Genomic DNA, 15104 nt, shown 5'->3' with positions numbered 1-15104 from the left:
GGCGACGCAGCCCGCGATGCGGCCGTGTGCTGAGCAGGCGGGCAATCGATACAGGAGCGTCGATGACCAGCGATCCCCGGACCATACCGGCGGCGCTGGACGACCTTGCCCGCCGCTACCCCGATCACGACGCGCTGATCACCGACGACCGCAGCTTCACCGCGACCGCCCTGCGGGACGAAGTGCGCCGGGCGGCCGCGGCACTGGTGACCCTGGGTGTGGCACCGAAGGACCGGGTAGCCATCTGGTCGCCCAATACCTGGCACTGGGTGGTGGCCTGCCTGGCCATTCACCACGTCGGCGCCGCGATGGTGCCGCTGAACACGCGCTACACCGCCGAGGAAGCCACCGACATACTGGCCCGCACCGACGCTCCGGTGTTGTTCGCCGCCGGCCGCTTCCTGGGCACTGACCGAACCGCGGATCTCGATCGTGCGGCACTGCCCGCGCTGCGTCACATCGTGCGCATCGGGATCGACGAGTCCGACGGCACCTGGGCGGAATTCGTCGCCCACGGTGACGACCCCGCGGCGGTCCGCGAGGCAGCCGGGCGTGCCTCGGCCGTCACACCCGACGACGTCAGCGACATCCTGTTCACCTCCGGGACCACCGGCCGCAGCAAAGGTGTGCTGTGCGCGCACCGGCAGTCGCTGGCGGCATCGGCAGCGTGGGCGGCCAACGGCAAGATCACCAGCGCGGACCGCTATCTGTGCATCAACCCGTTCTTCCACAACTTCGGCTACAAGGCGGGCATCCTGGCCTGTCTGCAGACCGGCGCGACGCTGATCCCGCACCTGACCTTCGATCCGCTGCGCACGCTGCAGGCCATCGAGCGGCACCGCATCACCGTGTTGCCCGGGCCGCCGACCATCTATCAGGTGCTGCTCGACCACCCGGCCCGCGCCGACTACGACCTGAGTTCGCTGCGGTTCGCGGTGACCGGCGCGGCGACCGTTCCGGTGGTGCTGGTGGAACGCATGCAGTCCGAACTCGACATCGACATCGTGCTGACCGCGTACGGCCTGACCGAAGCCAACGGCATGGGCACCGCCTGCCGGCCTGAGGACGACGCGGTGACCGTGGCGACCACCTGTGGGCGCCCGTTCGCCGACTTCGAGCTACGCATCGACGACAGCGGTGAAGTGTTGCTGCGCGGTCCCAACGTGATGCTGGGCTACCTCGACGATCCGACGGCGACCGCGGCCGCGATCGACGCCGACGGCTGGCTGCACACCGGCGACATCGGCACCGTTGATGACGCCGGCAACCTGCGCATCACCGACCGGCTCAAGGACATGTACATCTGTGGCGGGTTCAACGTCTATCCGGCCGAAGTCGAACAGGTGTTGGCCCGCATGGACGGGATCGCCGACGCCGCCGTCATCGGGATCCCTGACCGGCGACTCGGTGAGGTGGGCCGCGCCTTCGTTGTGACGCGGCCCGGTGCCGATCTGGATGAGGAGTCGGTAATCGCCTACACCCGTGCGCATTTGGCGAATTTCAAAATACCGCGCTCGGTGCGGTTCGTCGACGCGTTGCCGCGCAACCCAGGCGGCAAGGTGGTCAAACCACAACTGCGAGAGATGACGTGATGGATCTAGAACTGGACGAACAGACCCAGGAGTTTCAGGCCGAGGTGCGCGATTTCCTGGCCGCCAACCGCGACTCGATCCCGACGAAGTCCTACGACAACGCCGAAGGCTTTGCCCAACATCGCATTTGGGACAAAGTGCTGTTCGATGCCGGTTTGTCGGTGATCACCTGGCCGGAGAAGTACGGCGGCCGCGACGCCCCACTGCTGCACTGGGTCGTCTACGAGGAAGAGTACTTCCGGGCCGGAGCACCCGGCCGGGCCAGCGCCAACGGCACCTCGATGCTGGCACCCACGCTGTTCTCGCACGGCACCGCAGCGCAGCTGGACCGCATTCTGCCGAAAATGGCCAGCGGCGAACAGATCTGGGCACAAGCCTGGTCCGAGCCCGAGTCCGGCAGCGACCTCGCGTCGTTGCGGTCGACCGCGACGCGGACCGACGGCGGCTGGTTGCTCAACGGGCAGAAGATCTGGAGCTCCCGCGCGCCGTTCGCCGAGATGGGATTCGGATTGTTCCGCTCCGATCCGCAATCCCAGCGCCATCAAGGGCTGACCTACTTCATGTTCGACCTCAAGGCCGCGGGCGTGACGGTACGCCCGATCGTCCAACTGGGTGGTGACACCGGATTCGGCGAGATCTTCCTCGACGACGTTTTCGTTGCCGACGAGGACGTGATCGGCACGCCCAACGACGGCTGGCGCGTCGCGATGAGCACCTCGAGCAACGAACGGGGCATGTCGCTGCGCAGCCCGGCCCGGTTCCTGGCCGCCGCCGAACGGCTGGTGCAGCTGTGGAAGGAGAGCGGCGCACCACCGGAGTTCGCCGACCGGGTCGCCGACGGCTGGATCAAGGCGCAGGCCTACCGGCTGCAGACTTTCGGCACCGTCACCCGGCTGGCCGCGGGAGGCGAACTGGGCGCGGAGTCGTCTGTCACCAAGGTGTTCTGGTCCGACCTGGACGTGCAACTGCACCAGACCGCACTCGATCTGCGCGCCGCCGACGGCGAACTGGCCGGACCGTGGACCGAAGGCCTGTTGTTCGCCCTCGGCGGCCCGATCTACGCCGGCACCAACGAGATTCAGCGCAACATCATCTCCGAACGCCTGCTCGGCCTGCCTCGAGAAAAGAAGGGGTAGAAACGCCAATGGAATTCATCCTCGACGAACAGCAGCGTGACTTCGCCGCGAGCATCGACGCCGCCCTGGGCGCCGCGGACCTCCCGGGCGCGGTGCGCGCCTGGGCCGCAGGCGATGCCAAACCCGGCTTGAAGGTGTGGGAGCAACTGGCCAACATCGGCGTCACCGCGCTGATGGTGCCGGAGAAGTACGACGGCATCGACGCATCGCCGGTCGATCTGGTGGTGGCGTGTGAGCGCCTCGGACGCTGGTGTGTGCCCGGCCCGGTCACCGAATCCATCGCCGTCGCACCGGTATTGCTTGCCTGCGATGCTCAAGCCGAGCGCTCCGCCCGGCTGGCCGCCGGCGAGTTGATCGCCACCGTCGCGCTGCCGCCACAGGTGCCGCGGGCGGTCGACGCCGACGTCGCCGAGCTGGTGCTGATGGTGGACCAAGACGTCAGCGAAGCGACCCCCGGCGGACGCCACGAGTCCGTGGACCCCAGCCGTCGCTTGTTCGACGTCACGGCCACCGGGGACGCCTGGCCGGCGGATGTCGACCGGGCCTTCGAGTTCGGCGCGCTGGCCACCGCGGCGCAGCTGGTCGGTGCGGCTGAGGCGTTGCTGGCCGGCAGCGTGGACTACGCCAAACAGCGGTCCCAGTTCGGCCGTGTGATCGGCTCGTATCAGGCGATCAAGCACAAGCTTGCCGACGTGCACATCGCGGTCGAACTGGCCCGGCCGCTGGTGTACGGCGCGGCGCTGTCGATGCAGCCCCGCGACGTCAGCGCGGCCAAAGCGGCAGCGGCCGAGGCTGGTCTGCTGGCCGCACGCTCGGCGTTGCAGACCCACGGTGCCATCGGTTTCACTCAGGAGCACGACCTATCGCTGTTGTTGTTGCGGGTGCAGGCGTTGCGATCGGCCTGGGGTACACCGCGATCGCACCGGCGACGAGTGCTGGAGGCGTTATGACCGAAGAACGCGAGATGTTGCGCGACACCGTCGCCGCACTGGTGGGCAAGCACGCCGGCCCGGCCGCCGTGCGGGCGGCGATCGAGTCCGAACGAGGTTACGACGAGTCGCTGTGGCAGTTGTTGTGCGAGCAGGTCGGCGCAGCCGCGCTGGTCGTCCCGGACGAACTCGGCGGCGCGGGCGGCGAACTGGCGGATGCCGCCACGGTGCTGCAGGAGCTGGGCCGCGCGCTGGTGCCGTCCCCGCTGTGGGGTACCACCCTGGCCGAGCTCGCGCTGCTGGCCGCGGCAGAACCCGATGCCGAGACGCTGGCGGCGCTGGCCGACGGCAGCTCGATCGGGGCGCTGGTGCTCGACCCGGACTACGTGGTCAACGGTGACGTCGCCGACGTCGTCGTGGCCGCCGCCGACGGCCGGGTGAGCAGGTGGACCGAGTTCAGCGCGGAACCGGTGACGACCATGGATCTGACTCGCCGACTGGCGCGCCTGACCCCCACGGACACCGCCGACCTGGGTGCCGATCCGGGTCTGGCGGACTTCGCGGCCATTCTGCTGGCGGCCGAGCAGATCGGTGCTGCCGAGCGGTGTCTGGACCTGACCGTCGAATATGCCAAGAGCCGCGTGCAATTCGGCCGCCCGATCGGCAGCTTCCAGGCGCTCAAGCACCGGATGGCGGACCTGTACGTCACCGTCGCCGCCGCGAAGGCCGTCGTCAACGAGGCATGCGACCAGCCCACACCCGTCAATGCCGCCACGGCCAGACTGGCCGCGACCGAGGCGCTGAACATGGTGGCGGCCGAGGCTATTCAGCTGCACGGTGGGATCGCGATCACCTGGGAACACGATATGCATCTGTACTTCAAACGCGCCCACGGCAGTGCGCAGTTGCTGAGCACTACGCGAGACATTCTGCGCGGCTTGGAATCCGAAGTTCTGCCGGCATCGTGACCCGGCACGTCGCGCTGCGCGCAGGCATCCCACCGTTCTACGTGATGGATGTCTGGCTGGCGGCCGCCGAGCGCCAGCGCACGCACGGCGACCTGGTGAATCTGTCGGCCGGCCAACCCAGCGTGGGTGCCCCGGAACCGGTGCGCGCCGCGGCCGCCGCGGCCTTGCATCGCAACCAGTTGGGTTACACCGTTGCGCTGGGCATTCCCGAGCTGCGGGCCGCGATAGCGGCAGATTATCAAGTGCGTCACGGTATTTCGGTTGAGCCGGATGCGGTGATCGTCACCACGGGATCCTCGGGTGGCTTCCTGCTGGCGTTTCTGGCCTGCTTCGACGTGGGCGACCGGGTCGCGATGGCCGGTCCCGGGTACCCTTGCTACCGAAACATCCTGTCGGCGTTGGGATGTGAAGTGGTCGAGATCCCGTGCGGACCCGAGACCCGGTTCCAGCCCACTGCCCAGATGCTGGCCGCGCTGGACCCGCCGGTGCAGGGCGTCATCGTCGCCAGTCCGGCCAACCCGACCGGCACCGTGATCCCGCCGGAGGAACTCGCGGCGATCGCATCCTGGTGTGACGACACCGGCGTGCGGTTGATCAGTGACGAGGTCTACCACGGGTTGGTGTACGACGGGGCGCCGCAGACCAGTTCGGCCTGGCAGACCTCGCGAAATGCCGTGGTGGTCAACAGTTTCTCCAAGTACTACGCGATGACGGGCTGGCGGTTGGGCTGGCTGCTGGTGCCGGCCGAACTGCGCCGCGCAGTCGACTGTCTGACCGGCAACTTCAGCATCTGCCCGCCGGTGTTGTCGCAGACCGCCGCGGTGTCGGCGTTCACCCCGGAATCGACCGCTGAGGCCGAGACGAATCTGCAGCACTATGCGGTGAACCGCGCGCTGCTGCTCGACGGACTGCGCGGCATCGGCCTCGACCGGCTGGCCCCGACCGACGGTGCGTTCTACGTCTACGCCGACGTCTCCGACTTCACTGCCGACTCGCTGCGGTTCTGTTCGAAATTGTTGAGCGACACCGGTGTTGCGATCGCACCGGGTATCGACTTCGACCCGGCACGGGGCAGCTCCTTCGTCCGGCTGTCGTTCGCCGGACCGACCGGCGACGTCGAAGAGGCGTTACGCCGGCTCGGTTCGTGGCTCCCGCGCCAGTAGCGCGTCGATGCGGGCCTCGAGAGCGGCCCGGTCCAGGTCGCCGAGGTTGATCCCGAAATCGGCGGCGAGGGTGTCCACCACCGCTGCCGCGTCGTCGAGGTCGATCTTCTCGGTGCCGCCGGGCCGGTGGATGACCAGCGTGCGCCCGCCCAGGTTCATCCGCCCCTCCTCGGTGACTCGGGCCGCCATCAAGTCGGTGACGAAGTGCGACGACGGATGCGTCGAGACATACCAGCTTCCGACCGTCAGATCGATCGGCGGCCGGGTCTTCGTGGCGAACTCGTACAACGGCTGCCACTCGTCGCGCAGCCGGGCCGCCAGGACGAGTCCGTCGCCGCCGTCCTGCAGACGGTACGGCTCGTGCCTGGTCTGCTGCGCACCGCCGGTCAGCAACCGCAGCGGCGAGGTGGGCGTCTGGCCACCGAAGCCGACATCGACGAGGTAGGGGCCGGCGCAGCCGGGGAAGGTCACCGCCAGGACGGTGTGGGACTGCGCCGGGATCGGGGCGTCCGGAGCCCTCATCCAAATCACCCGTCCGGTCAGGCGGCGCACCTTGAAACCCAGGTCGGCCAACACATATCCCAGCAAGCCGTTGTGCTCGTAGCAGTAACCGCCGCGACGCCGGTGGACGAGCTTGTCAGCCAGTGCCGCGGGGCTCAGGTCGTCCACGGGCACACCCAGGAACGGATCCAGGTTCTCGAACGGGATTGCCCGGGTGTGGGAGGCGATCAACCGTTCGAGGACCTCCAGGGTCGGCTCAGCAGCGCCGCGGTAGTCGATGCGCTCGAAGTACGCGGTCAGATCCAGTGCCATGCCGCCATTGTGGCCCCCACGACCCTCCCGGGCGATAGTTGCCGGAACGGTACCTACGCAAGGAACTGGTTCGCTACTGTTGACCTCGCGCATCATCCAACGCCGCGAAGGGGAAACGCCGAGATATGCCTGAAGACTCCCCTACCGAGGGCGCGGCAGCCAGCGGGATCGTTGCGGAGTTGGCAGCGGCCGGCTTCGAAGACGCGCAGCAGGTCGGACGCGGCGGCGCCGGTGTCATCTACCGCTGTTCGGAGACGGCGTTGGGAAGAAGCGTTGCGGTCAAAGTGCTGCCGTCTTCCTTCGACCAGGAGAGTCAGGAACGCTTCCTGCGCGAGGGCTACGCGATGGGCGGATTGTCCGGCCACCCGAATATCGTCCACATCCTGCGGGTAGGGGTCACCACCAGCAACCGGCCCTACATCGTAATGCCCTATCACGCCGCGGATTCCCTGGCGGTACGTTTGCACAACGAGGGTGCGACTCCGTGGCCCGAGGCGCTGCGGATCGGTGTAAAGCTCTGCGGGGCACTGGAAACCGCCCACCGCAACGGCACGTTGCACCGCGACATCAAGCCGGCGAACGTGCTGATCAACGATTACGGCGAACCGCAACTGAGCGATTTCGGCATCGCCCGTATCGAGGGTGGCTACGAGACCGCAACGGGATTCTTCTCCGGCACCATCGACTACACCGCGCCAGAGGTGATGACCGGCAACCAGGCGACCGTCGTCTCCGATGTCTATTCGCTCGGCGCCACCATCTTCGCGCTGATCGCAGGCAATGCCGCACACGAGCGCAGGAAGGGCGAAGACCTCATCGCCCAGTATCTGCGCATCAGTTCCAGCGGCGTCCCGGATCTGCGCCCCGAAGGAATCCCCGACTCGGTGTGCGCGGCGATAGAGCACGCAATGTCGATCGAGCCCGCGAAACGCCCGTCGTCGGCGGAGGCGTTCGGACGCGAGTTGCAAGCCGCGCAGCGCGCCAACGGCCTGAAGCCCGACGCGATGGCCATCACCAGCGCGCCGGACGGTACCGGGCGCACCGCAATACTGACCCCGGGCGTGTCGGTGACCCCGCCGGGCGCGACCGGCGATACCCGGCAGACTCCGCCGCCCAGCCCGGACACGTCGAACATGCATTCGCCGACCCGGCAGATCCCACGCCAGGACGGGCCGACGTCGTTCATCGGTCAGCCCCCCACATCCCAGGGCGACCCTGGCCGGGACGAGTTTTCCGAGGCCGCGCAGGTGCTGCGGACCGCGAACGCCGCACCTGCCCAACCGCCGGCCGGCACCGGCGGCACGCCGCCACCACACCGCCCTGAACCGGCCGGCACGGCGGGACGATTCGGGCCGCCGGGTTCCAACAAGCGCCGCCTGCTGATAGCGGCCGCGGTTGCCGCGGCGTTGCTGTTGGTCGCCGGCATCGTCCTGATCGCGCTTCCCCAGGCCGAGAAACACGAGAACGCGTCGTCCCACCCGCCGACCCAGGCGCCGGTGCAGTGGAAATCGATCACCAATGCGCGCATCGCGCGCGATGCCGCAGCGACCACGCAGTCCGACGGCACGATATGGATCTTCGGCGGCGTCGGCAGCAACGGCACGGTCACCGCCCGGCACGAGGGTTACGACCCGGCCGTCGACGAATGGAAGGGTGGCGACGACCTTCCCGTCCCGATTCAGCGTGCCTCGGCAGTGACCTGGCAGGGCAATCCGGTGATACTTGGCGGCTGGAAGACGACGGGCGCGAAACCCGTTGCCAGCGACCAGGTTTGGCGTGTAGTCAACAGCCACTGGGTGGAGCTGCCGCGGATGTTGCAGCCCAGGGCGGCCGCGGCCGCGGTAGTGATCGGCGACCGCATCATCGTCGCCGGCGGTGTGGACGCCAACGGCGCACTGGTGAGCACCACCGAGATTTTCGACGGCAACTCCTGGATCCTGGGCACCCCCCTTCCGACGCCGCGGCAGCTGCCCGCCGCCGCCTCGGACGGCAAGCTGATGTACGTGGTCGGCGGAGCCAGTGCAGGCACCGATTCGGCCGCCGTCGAGGCCTACGACCCGGATGCCAAGACCTGGACCACGCTGCCGTCGCTGCCGCAGCCGCGGAGTGACCTGGGGGTGGCCATCGCCGATGGACGTCTGGTGGCCGCCGGCGGTTTGTCCGGTGGTCAGGTGCTCAAGAGCGTGTCCGTGTTCGACCTGACCGCCAAGTCTTGGGACAACCTGCCCGACATGGCGTCGGCCCGGCACGGCATGGCGGTCGCGGCGGTGGCCAAGACGGTGTACGCGATCGGCGGGTCGACCGACGCCACAGATCAGCAGGTGGTGTCCACGGCGGAGTCGCTGACCTTGCCGGCTCGCAAGACGCAACCCGCGGCCCAATGGCGCACCCTGCCCCCGGCCAAGAGCCCCCGGCTGATGATGGCGTGGACGGTGCTCAACGACAAGATCTGGCTGATGGGCGGCCTGTACAACGGCGGCGTGCTGACCACCGTCGAGAGTTACCAACCGAGCACCGGCGTCTGGGAAACCGGACCTCCGTTGCCGATACCGCTGCACCATGCGGCTGCGGCCACGTATCGGGGTGAGGTGATCGTGCTGGGCGGCGCGAGCGACAACATCGCGGACGCATCCAATAAGGTCTTCGCGTTGCGCGGCAACAACTGGGTCGAGTTACCCAGCCTGACCCATTCGCGGGCGGCACCGGCGGCCGCGGTGGTCGGCGACAAGCTCGTCGTGATGGGCGGGCAGAGCGCCAAGCAGTTGGTGCCCCAGACCGAGGTCTTCGACGGTACGTCGTGGAAAGACTCCGCCAACATGCTGACCCCGCGCGAGCACCTGGCCGCGGTGTCGGACGGCACCTACGTCTACGCCGTCGGTGGGCGGTTCCTGTCTGCCGACAAGAATTCCGCGGCGTTGGAGCGGTTCGACCCGGCAGCCGGGAGCTGGGCCAAGCTGGTCGAGATGCCGACACCGCGCGGAAGCTACGGCGCCACGTTCATCGACGGGCGGGTGGTCGCCGTGGGCGGCGAAGAACCGACCCAGGTGCTGGCCGTCGTCGAGGCCTATGACGTGGCCGAGGCGAAATGGTCGACGCTGACCCCGATGCCGACCCCGCGGCACGGTGAGGCGGTGGCCGCGGTGGGCCACACCATCTACGTCATCGGTGGGGCGAATCGCCCCTCCCACGAAGGCGGCACCGCGACCGTCGAGGCCCTCGACTTCAATTAGCACCATTCCGGGTGCGGCGTTCGCTTGTTTTAGCTCTGTGGAATATGGGGACTCGTTACAGACGTTCGCCCACACCACCGCAGATCGATCGAGCAACGGAGCTGATCATGAGTGACAACACCGTCCGGATTGTGATCGCCGCACTGGTAATCATCGCTTTGATCGCGCTGATCGCCGCCCTCGCGGCCAGGGCCAGACGCCGCCGCCGCGTGCAGCAGGCCGAGGAGATCCGCGAGCAGGCCCGGGTGGAGACTTCGCGGGTGGAGCGGCGCGAGGCGCTCGCCGAAGAGACTGCGGCCAAGGCGCGCGCGGCGCAGGCCGAGGCGGAGGCGAAAGCCGCCGAGGCGGCCCGACTGCAGGACCGCGCCGCCGCCCACCAGAGCGAAGCGGCCACCTCGCGCGAGAAACTCGACGAGCAGTGGCAGCGCGCCGAGCAGCTGCACCCGACCGGCGGCGTAGAGCAGCCGGACGCAGCCCGCACCGATCGCACCGCGGCGACCGGTGCAGAGGCGTGGGCCGGCGAATCCGGAAATTACCAGGACGACGAGCATTTCCGTGGGGCCCGCAACTGAACTCCCCGGTCAAGTAACGCTGCTGCGAAAACTCCCTCCAAACTCCTTTCGCAGCAGCGTTACCCATGCGGCTTGACCGCCCGCCGGGACTCGGCGGCGACCTGCCGCTCGCGCGCGTACAACAACCCGTAGGTGAAGCCGTTCTCGCCGGCGGTGGTCCCTGCCGAGACCGCCATTCGACGCAGCACCCCGGTGGCCACCTCCGCGTCCTGATGATCGCCCAGTATCGACTGAATGCGCTTGTAGCGCTTGACGGTGCGCTTCGCCGACTTGTCCAACGGCCGGCACAGTTCAGCGGCGTACCGGGCCCGCTTGGCGGCCTTGCGCGCTCGGTGCAACGACTCCCCCGACCCCTGTCGCACCGCAGATGCCAGCCGGCGGTTCGCTTTACGCTGTGCCCGGCGCGCCCGCTGCTGCAGCGTCTTTGATGAAATATCTTGTGCTAGAGGTGGTTTGGCCCGCATATCGAGCAACGCCGACAGCAGGGCCGCATACCGGTCGGATTCCATCGCCTCGCGCACCCGGGTGCGGGCGGGTAGCTCGACGGCCTTGAGGTCATTGCGGATCCGTGACTTGACCGGACCCAGCACCAGCTCTGCGGGAAGCTCGTCGATTGCCGCGGCAAACCGGCCGAGCTGAACCTGGCAGTCGCGGACCTCGCCGAGCAGGCCCGCGAACCACTTCAGTTCCCCGTCCAGCTCGCCGATCGCGGAACCGTCCAGCACCTTGCTGAAGACGCGCAACGTGCTGCGCAGCCGCCGGATCGCCACCCGGGTGTCGTGGATGGGATCTGCCCCGCTGCGCAGACCGGTGTCACCGGCCAGCACCGCGTCGATCTGGGTGCTCAGATATCCGACAAGGGCGTTGGTGGCATGTTTTCCGGGCATACCCCACCGCATTTCCAGTCGCGCACCGGTCAAACCTGCGGCCGGACCGACCTCACCGACCCGGCATCGGACCCGGACCCGGACCCGGACCCACCGGACCCGCCGGGTCAGCGGCAAGGTGAGTGCCGGTCTTCGGGCCGATATCGGATACCTGCCACTTGTCGCCGGCTTTGTTGACCGTGACCTGCAGCAGGATGACCGATACCCGCGCCTTCGGATTCTGCACGTTGCGGGTGGTCTGCGCAGCGGACACCACCACCTGGTAGACCTGCCCGGGCTGGGCCACGGCGTCGGTGGCGAGTACCTCGCCGGACGATGTGACCTGCGCCTGCGTCATGATCCCCCTGAGCAGTTCGCTCGCGTTGACGTACTTGTCCTTCAACGACTGCGACACCCCATCCTCGACCGAGCGGAAGAAGGCGTCGGGGTCCTCGAAGGTGTACGTCAGCGATTTCAGCGCATAGTCCCGGGCCAGGTTGGCCGCGGCATCCCGATCGGCCGCGCTGTGCCGCATCCCGGCCAGCTGAGCGGACACCGCTCGGTACTTGTCGAAGCAGAGCCATCCGGCCACCGCCACCGCAGCGACCGCGACGACCAGCATCCACCTGCGCACTCTTCTCTGCTGCGGCTGCGGCCGCGGCCGCGCGGCGGGCACCCCCGACTCCTCGACCTCATCGGCCGTGGTGTCAGCGACGTCCTCGACGATCTCCTCGGTCACGGTACTCATCGGTGTCCTTCCGGGACGGTCACCTGAACGCGGACCGCGCCCGCATCGGTGAAAGTGGATTCCCAAATGTCGACGAAATGCCCAGCGTCGACCTTGAATCCGCGCAACGGCGCGGTCGCCGGCTCCAATGCCGCAGCGAAGGTACTCAACGGCCCCGACAACATCTCGAGGTACTGCTTGAGGTTGGCCACCAGGGTGGGAATGGGAGCGCCCGGGGCGAAGGCGCCGTCCCCGGTGTGGGCGTAGGCGTCCACATCTCGGGTCAGCCGCGCCAGTGCGAGCAACGAACCGGGCAGCAACCTGCCGCTGCGACTCAGCACGCCGCCGACATCCTGATCCCTGAGGTTGTCGGTCAGCGTCGCAAGATTGCCGAACAGCGTGGACAGCTCCTGCTTGTTCGCGCTCTCCATGTTCGCGGCCGCAGCCGCGGTGGCCGCCAGCGAGTCGACGGCGGCATCGTTACCGGCGAACGCCTCCGACACGTTGCTGACGATGGTGTTGACGTAAGTCGGATTGAGCACCGAGAGCAGCGCATTGGCCTTGTTGAGCAGATCACTGACCGTAACCGCGGCGGCCACCCGGCCGGGTGGGATCACCGTACCGTCGCTGAAGTACGGCGGGGCGAGGCGCTTGGGTGTGAAGTCGATGTACTGTTCGCCGACCAGCGACAGGTTTTGGATACTGATCCCACTGTCGGCCGGAATCGGATGATGGCGATCCAGATCAATTGACACCGTCAATCCGCTTGCGGTGGTGTGGATTCCGGCCACCCTGCCGACCCGGATGCCACGCATGGTCACCTGCGAGGTGGGCATCAGGCCACCGGAGTTGTCCAGCAACAGGGTGAGCCGGCACGGCTGGGCCGTCGGATCGGCGCCGAGCACACCGAACGTCAAATACCCCGCACCCAGCAGCGTCGCGACCGCGAGGATCGCTGAGGTGACAACGGCGTTGAACTTCATGGCAGCATCCCCATCGACTGCAGCACTGAGATCGCCTCGTCCGCGCGAGTTCTGGGGGTGACCGACACGCTGAGCCTGGGCCCACCACTGCTGTAGAACGGGATCAGGCGGTCGCGGATCAGAGCGATCATCTTGTCGGCCATGGCAGGCAAGGTGATATCGGCCGAGGCGATGGTCCGCACCGTCGGGGTGATGTAGGACAGCATCTGCAGGAGGTCGGGGGTGTTGGGGACCAACAACTGTCCCCCGTAGCGACCGAGATCCTGGGCGCAGACCAGCAGCGCAACGATGCCGGGCAACACCGCCGACATCGCTCGCAGTCGTACCGGTCCTTCGTTGATCAACCGGTCGAATGCCCCGGTGTCGGCCAGTAGTTCGGCGCTGACCCGCTGCGTCCCGGTCAGGATTTCGTCGATAGTGCCCTGGTTGGTTGCCAGGTCGTGCAGCATTGCGGCGAGTTTGTCGCGCATCCGGTCCAACTCGGCCGGGTCCTTGGAGAACGCCGTGTTGAAGTTGACGACGGATTCTTCGAGCGTGCCGAGCGAGCCGCCGGAGACCAGGGTGGACACCGATCGCAACACGTCCTCGATATTGTCGGCGGGGACGGTGTTGCGCAGCGGTATGGTGTCGCCATCGTGCAGTGCGGCAGCGGCCGGATTCTGCTCCGGTAACAGCGCAATGTAGATGTCTCCCAACACCGTTGCCTGACGCAACTCGGCCCGGGTGTTCTTCGGCACCCTGATGTTCTTGTCGAGTTCGACGTAGGCCACCGCGGTGCGGCCCACCAACCGGACCCGGTCCAGGACTCCCACCTGCACTCCGCCCAGATCGACTTTGGCTCTGGCCGGCAGATTCAGCACGCTGGAGAACTCGATCTTGATGGTGTACTTGTCCTCCGGCACAAAGGCGCCGGGCACCGGCAATCGGCTCGGGTCCAGCGAGCAACCTGGCAACAGGCCGATCACCGTGCACGCCAACACCGTCAGGATCCGCCGCTTCACGAGACCGCCGCCCCGAGCAGCAGATCGGTCAGCCCCAGAGCGGCCGCCTCGGAGGTGGCGCCGGGCGCACAGGCCACCTCAGCGCCCGGTGTCCTGCGCTGCTGCAACACGCTGCAAATGGCGTCGGCCTGTGCCGGCGACACCGACACCTGTGGTGGCAGGTAGGTGACATTGTGGGTTCCCCAGGCCGGCCGGTACTGCGTCGCAATCCAATTGGTGATCGGCGGCAGAGCGTTGATGAGACCGACGATCTGCGGGGTGTAGGCGGTGAGCACATCACGCAGCCACGGGATCAGCTTGTCTCCGATGTTGTTGTAGGCCCTGGGGCCGAACCGATTCAACGCATCGACCAATAACGGCAACGAATGCGCAAGGTGGGCCAGCGCCGTACCGAACCCGGTCGACAGACCTTCGATCATCCGCAGGCTCTCCGGCAGTGTCTGCAGCACACCGGCCAAGGTGTCCCAGTGCTGCAGCAGATCGGAGGTGAGAACCTCGCTGTTGGACAGCAATTGGCGATATTCGGCATCGGCGTGGTTGGGGTCGCCGATCAGAGTGACCAGATCGCGCAAGGTCTGGTTGATTCCCGGCCCGGTGCCCTCCAACGAGCGACTCAGCGCACCCAGACTCTCGTTGATCGCCTCAGCACCCGGCGCATGCATCGGATCCTGGCCCGGGGACGTTCCCAACACCGCACCGGCGAGTTTGTCCACGGCAGAGAAGGTTTGGCTCACGCTGATCGGTGTTTTAGTGGACTCCAGCCGGATGCACTGCGAGCCGGCGAATTTCGGCCCGGCAGCGTACGGTTTGGTGAGTTCGACGTGCCGGTCGGCGACGATCGACTGAGAATAGGTGAGCGCGCCGACGTCGGCCGGCAGGTCGAGGTCGCCCGGTACGGTGAAGTCGACCTGGACGTGGTCGGTTGTGTTGGTGATCCTGGTCACCGAACCCACATCGACGCCCAGCAGTTGCACCTTGTTCCCCGGATAAAGCCCCACGGCATCAGTGAATTCCGCGCACAACGTCCTGGTGGTGGGCGCCACCATCGTGGCGCCGGTGACGACGGCGACAACGGCCACCAGGACTACAGCGGCGGCCCCGATCCAGGCGGACTTCTTCGTCAT

At 67.4% G+C, this 15104-nt stretch carries 13 protein-coding genes; 7 read left to right on the top strand and 6 right to left on the bottom strand.

The window, feature by feature from the left end:
* Positions 1-62: 62 nt before the first annotated feature.
* The 5 genes from fadD3 to AC5Y3Z_RS19925 are packed head-to-tail and all read left to right on the top strand — an operon-like array spanning position 63 to position 5788.
* Complete coding sequence (fadD3, locus tag AC5Y3Z_RS19945; RefSeq protein WP_473139822.1) at positions 63-1592, top strand: 3-((3aS,4S,7aS)-7a-methyl-1,5-dioxo-octahydro-1H-inden-4-yl)propanoate--CoA ligase FadD3; 1530 nt, start codon at positions 63-65, stop codon at positions 1590-1592.
* Positions 1592-2728, top strand: coding sequence for an acyl-CoA dehydrogenase family protein (locus tag AC5Y3Z_RS19940; protein ID WP_463828600.1), 1137 nt, complete (start codon positions 1592-1594; stop codon positions 2726-2728). The genes fadD3 and AC5Y3Z_RS19940 overlap by 1 nt, the downstream gene beginning before the upstream one ends.
* An 8-nt stretch (positions 2729-2736) precedes the next feature.
* A complete protein-coding gene (locus AC5Y3Z_RS19935; RefSeq protein ID WP_473139823.1) occupies positions 2737-3678 on the top strand; it encodes an acyl-CoA dehydrogenase family protein in 942 nt (313 codons plus the stop codon).
* Positions 3675-4625, top strand: coding sequence for an acyl-CoA dehydrogenase IpdE2 (gene ipdE2 / locus AC5Y3Z_RS19930; RefSeq protein ID WP_473139824.1), 951 nt, complete (start codon positions 3675-3677; stop codon positions 4623-4625). Before AC5Y3Z_RS19935 ends, ipdE2 begins: the two co-directional genes overlap by 4 nt.
* Positions 4622-5788 carry a pyridoxal phosphate-dependent aminotransferase gene (locus tag AC5Y3Z_RS19925; protein ID WP_473139825.1) on the top strand — a complete coding sequence of 389 codons (1167 nt, stop codon included), beginning with the start codon at positions 4622-4624 and terminating at the stop codon, positions 5786-5788. The genes ipdE2 and AC5Y3Z_RS19925 overlap by 4 nt, the downstream gene beginning before the upstream one ends.
* Here AC5Y3Z_RS19925 and AC5Y3Z_RS19920 read toward each other — a convergent pair.
* On the bottom strand, positions 5753-6601 hold the full coding sequence (locus AC5Y3Z_RS19920; RefSeq protein WP_473139826.1) for an arylamine N-acetyltransferase family protein: 849 nt from the start codon (positions 6599-6601) through the stop codon (positions 5753-5755). The two genes, AC5Y3Z_RS19925 and AC5Y3Z_RS19920, sit on opposite strands and share 36 nt — an antisense overlap.
* A 125-nt stretch (positions 6602-6726) precedes the next feature.
* Here AC5Y3Z_RS19920 and AC5Y3Z_RS19915 point away from each other — a divergent pair, with 125 nt between their 5' ends.
* Together AC5Y3Z_RS19915 and AC5Y3Z_RS19910 are read left to right on the top strand one after the other, a co-directional pair.
* The gene (locus tag AC5Y3Z_RS19915; RefSeq protein ID WP_473139827.1) at positions 6727-9831 is read left to right on the top strand and encodes a Kelch repeat-containing protein; all 3105 of its coding nucleotides are present in this window, start codon (positions 6727-6729) and stop codon (positions 9829-9831) included.
* A gap of 107 nt (positions 9832-9938) precedes the next feature.
* Positions 9939-10403, top strand: a complete 465-nt coding sequence (locus AC5Y3Z_RS19910) for a hypothetical protein (protein ID WP_463828594.1) — start codon at positions 9939-9941, stop codon at positions 10401-10403.
* 59 nt (positions 10404-10462) lie between these two features.
* Here the strand turns inward: AC5Y3Z_RS19910 and AC5Y3Z_RS19905 are convergent, their stop codons facing one another.
* The 5 genes from AC5Y3Z_RS19905 to AC5Y3Z_RS19885 are packed head-to-tail and all read right to left on the bottom strand — an operon-like array spanning position 10463 to position 15104.
* Positions 10463-11290, bottom strand: coding sequence for a CHAD domain-containing protein (locus AC5Y3Z_RS19905; RefSeq protein WP_473139828.1), 828 nt, complete (start codon positions 11288-11290; stop codon positions 10463-10465).
* 52 nt (positions 11291-11342) lie between these two features.
* A complete protein-coding gene (locus AC5Y3Z_RS19900; protein ID WP_463828592.1) occupies positions 11343-12017 on the bottom strand; it encodes a hypothetical protein in 675 nt (224 codons plus the stop codon).
* A complete protein-coding gene (locus AC5Y3Z_RS19895; protein WP_463828591.1) occupies positions 12014-12979 on the bottom strand; it encodes an MlaD family protein in 966 nt (321 codons plus the stop codon). Before AC5Y3Z_RS19895 ends, AC5Y3Z_RS19900 begins: the two co-directional genes overlap by 4 nt.
* Positions 12976-13980, bottom strand: coding sequence for an MlaD family protein (locus AC5Y3Z_RS19890; protein ID WP_473139829.1), 1005 nt, complete (start codon positions 13978-13980; stop codon positions 12976-12978). The genes AC5Y3Z_RS19895 and AC5Y3Z_RS19890 overlap by 4 nt, the downstream gene beginning before the upstream one ends.
* On the bottom strand, positions 13977-15104 hold the full coding sequence (locus AC5Y3Z_RS19885) for an MCE family protein (protein WP_473139830.1): 1128 nt from the start codon (positions 15102-15104) through the stop codon (positions 13977-13979). The genes AC5Y3Z_RS19890 and AC5Y3Z_RS19885 overlap by 4 nt, the downstream gene beginning before the upstream one ends.

It is taken from the genome of Mycobacterium sp. NGS61 (genome assembly GCF_059812325.1).
The sequence above is the reverse complement of the archived record's forward strand: the minus strand, read 5'-3'. Positions and strand labels throughout refer to the sequence as shown.

What these genes read in the sequence shown, in the direction of transcription:
- AC5Y3Z_RS19920 (WP_473139826.1), bottom strand. Translation starts at nt 6,601, where the DNA reads ATGGCACTGGATCTGACCGCGTACTTCGAGCGCATCGACTACCGCGGC.
- AC5Y3Z_RS19935 (WP_473139823.1), top strand. Translation starts at nt 2,737, where the DNA reads ATGGAATTCATCCTCGACGAACAGCAGCGTGACTTCGCCGCGAGCATC.
- AC5Y3Z_RS19915 (WP_473139827.1), top strand. Translation starts at nt 6,727, where the DNA reads ATGCCTGAAGACTCCCCTACCGAGGGCGCGGCAGCCAGCGGGATCGTT.
- AC5Y3Z_RS19910 (WP_463828594.1), top strand. Translation starts at nt 9,939, where the DNA reads ATGAGTGACAACACCGTCCGGATTGTGATCGCCGCACTGGTAATCATC.
- fadD3 (WP_473139822.1), top strand. Translation starts at nt 63, where the DNA reads ATGACCAGCGATCCCCGGACCATACCGGCGGCGCTGGACGACCTTGCC.
- AC5Y3Z_RS19940 (WP_463828600.1), top strand. Translation starts at nt 1,592, where the DNA reads ATGGATCTAGAACTGGACGAACAGACCCAGGAGTTTCAGGCCGAGGTG.
- AC5Y3Z_RS19885 (WP_473139830.1), bottom strand. Translation starts at nt 15,104, where the DNA reads ATGACGAAGAAGTCCGCCTGGATCGGGGCCGCCGCTGTAGTCCTGGTG.
- AC5Y3Z_RS19895 (WP_463828591.1), bottom strand. Translation starts at nt 12,979, where the DNA reads ATGAAGTTCAACGCCGTTGTCACCTCAGCGATCCTCGCGGTCGCGACG.
- ipdE2 (WP_473139824.1), top strand. Translation starts at nt 3,675, where the DNA reads ATGACCGAAGAACGCGAGATGTTGCGCGACACCGTCGCCGCACTGGTG.
- AC5Y3Z_RS19900 (WP_463828592.1), bottom strand. Translation starts at nt 12,017, where the DNA reads ATGAGTACCGTGACCGAGGAGATCGTCGAGGACGTCGCTGACACCACG.
- AC5Y3Z_RS19905 (WP_473139828.1), bottom strand. Translation starts at nt 11,290, where the DNA reads ATGCCCGGAAAACATGCCACCAACGCCCTTGTCGGATATCTGAGCACC.